Raw genomic sequence first — 2,179 nt, forward strand, 5'->3', positions numbered from 1 at the left:
CGCAGTTCGGCGTTGGCGCGGCAGGAAGCCCTCTCAGCAATCTGGCGGCGGCTGATAGGGCATCGATTCACCCAACCGCGCCCGGAGGCTCCGGGCAATCTCGAAAGGAACCTGCGCGATGAAGCGGCTTTTATTAATTCCCGCCCTGTGCCTGCCCCTCATGGCGGGATCTTGCGAAGATGACGCCACGGTTGCGGCCCGCAACGTCTCCAAAGCTGCGGATAACTTTGAGATCAATCGGCGTATCGTTTTTTACAACGGCTTTTCCGACAGCTACATGCTGGAAATCGAGGGGCTTTGCTCGATGGATCTGAATAAAGCCGGGACGGCGTTCAACGTGATCTGCAAAACCGGACGCGACAACTACAAACGACACACATTGGTCTTGGCGGATAATGCAACCGCATTCGTTGAGCAAATCGAACCAGCAAAAGTGAGCGCCTATCACTATCGCGTCACGTTCAAGCCTCAATCCATCCTGCCTGATGTGGACTTTAGAGGCAGCGCAGAAGCACTCACCACGAACAGCAGCGAGCTGATGCAGTGACGCTTTGGTGTCTGGCTCTACACGGGCCAGCACCCAAAGCGCCATGAGAAAGGACTTCTGATGAACAAGCTTTCACCACCATCGCACATCATTGGCCCAATGGTCTCCGAGGCCCCCGATGAGCTGAAGCGCGAACGCGCGAGCTGGATCGTAGCCAGGCTAGAAGATGGTTTCAGCTCAAGAGAGATCGGAGCAGCATTGCAGATCAGTGGCGCCCGCGTGCTGCAGGCATCGAGCGGCTGCCGCGAGCCAGGAAAGCTCAATCGGCGCTCCGCGGACATCTCACTTGACCGCGCAACCTGGGAGAAAGCGGACCCAGATCCGCGCCATGAGACCGATCCACGCTTCACGCTAGTAAAACCCGTCTCCCGGCCAGAGCCTGACCTTATCTCGCGCACGATCGAGACCATTCGCGAGATCCATGCCAAGATCATGGCAGAGCGCACGGCATGAACGCTGTCCTGCAATCCTTCATCGAGATCCGCCCCGCCGGGGGATTCGATCTGATCATGGCCGACCCGCCATGGCTCTACAAAAACTATTCAGAAACCGGCATCGAGAAGAACGCGGCTGCGCATTATTCCTGCATGTCGATCGACGACATCATGGCGATGCCGGTCAGCGCTTTGGCAGCAGAGAACTGTCTGCTTTGGCTTTGGGTCACCAACCCCATGCTGAAGGAAGGCATGGCCACGCTGGAAGCATGGGGCTTCACCTTCAAGACCGCCGGCCATTGGGTGAAGCGCACCAAACACGGAAAGCTGGCATTTGGCACGGGCTACATTCTTCGCTGTGCAGGCGAGCCGTTCCTGATCGGAACGCGGGGTGCACCGAAGACGGAAAGGAATGTCAGGTCTGTTTTCGAAGGCCCTGCCCGCGAACATTCCCGCAAGCCAGATGAGGCGTTCGCCGAGGCTGAACGGCTGATGCCGCATGCGCGCCGGATTGAAGTGTTCAGCCGCCAGCGCCGACCAGGTTGGTCGAACTGGGGCAATGAATCTGAGAAGTTTGGAAAGGTCGCATGATGGCCACGCAAAAGACCACACTGTTGACAGCCGAAGACCGAGAGGTTGTTGATCAGAGCCTAAAAGACCTGATCATTAAACTCGCCCGCCGCAGAGCATGGGAAGACCATGTCGCAGCACTGGAAACGCGAAGGAATTGAGCCGTTGACCGGCAAAGCCGTTGGCTACAGCCGATATTCGACCGATCTGCAGAACGAGCGCTCGATAGAAGATCAAGAGGCGCTGATCCGAAAATATGCGAGCGTCAACGGCCTCACGCTGCAACGCCTTTATGCGGATGCAGCCCGGTCAGGCGCGTCGATTTTGGGGCGCGACAGCCTGCTCGAGCTTCTGGCGGATGCTAGGAATGGGGCCTTTGATGTCGTGATTGTCGAGGAGCTGGACCGCCTGTCTCGCGACATGGAAGATCTTGCGGGGATCCATAAACGCCTCTCTTTTGCCGGTGTCGAGATCATGGCCGTCCACGAAGGGGTAGCATCGACCGTCACAGTCGGATTGCGAGGCCTCGTTGGGCAACTCTTCCGCGAGGATAATGCGCGGAAAATTCGCCGAGGCCTAAGCGGGCGGGTTGGCCAGGGTCTTTCAGCGGGCGGTCGAGCCTTTGGAT

The 2,179-nt window shown here is 58.1% G+C and carries 4 protein-coding genes; all 4 read left to right on the forward strand.

Features of this window, described 5'->3' with window-relative positions; genetic code table 11:
- Nucleotides 1-118 precede the first annotated feature (118 nt).
- Entirely contained in the window at nucleotides 119-547 is a 429-nt protein-coding gene (locus RTS12_RS19700; RefSeq protein WP_312531663.1) for a hypothetical protein, read from the forward strand.
- Between the two features lie 60 nt (nucleotides 548-607).
- Nucleotides 608-1,000, forward strand: coding sequence for a hypothetical protein (locus tag RTS12_RS19705; protein ID WP_312531665.1), 393 nt, complete (start codon nucleotides 608-610; stop codon nucleotides 998-1,000).
- Nucleotides 1,001-1,056: 56 nt separating this feature from the next.
- Nucleotides 1,057-1,572 carry an MT-A70 family methyltransferase gene (locus RTS12_RS19710; protein ID WP_312531667.1) on the forward strand — a complete coding sequence of 172 codons (516 nt, stop codon included), beginning with the start codon at nucleotides 1,057-1,059 and terminating at the stop codon, nucleotides 1,570-1,572.
- Between the two features lie 108 nt (nucleotides 1,573-1,680).
- Nucleotides 1,681-2,179, forward strand: a 499-nt coding sequence (locus tag RTS12_RS19715; protein WP_312531670.1) for a recombinase family protein, incomplete at its 3' end; no start/stop codon positions are given.

The sequence above is a fragment of the Paracoccus sp. (in: a-proteobacteria) genome (assembly GCF_032007265.1).
Taxonomy (GTDB): domain Bacteria; phylum Pseudomonadota; class Alphaproteobacteria; order Rhodobacterales; family Rhodobacteraceae; genus Paracoccus.

Coding starts and splice junctions, on each gene's coding strand:
- RTS12_RS19700 (WP_312531663.1), top strand. CDS start 119: ATGAAGCGGCTTTTATTAATTCCCGCCCTGTGCCTGCCCCTCATGGCG.
- RTS12_RS19705 (WP_312531665.1), top strand. CDS start 608: ATGAACAAGCTTTCACCACCATCGCACATCATTGGCCCAATGGTCTCC.
- RTS12_RS19710 (WP_312531667.1), top strand. CDS start 1,057: ATGGCCGACCCGCCATGGCTCTACAAAAACTATTCAGAAACCGGCATC.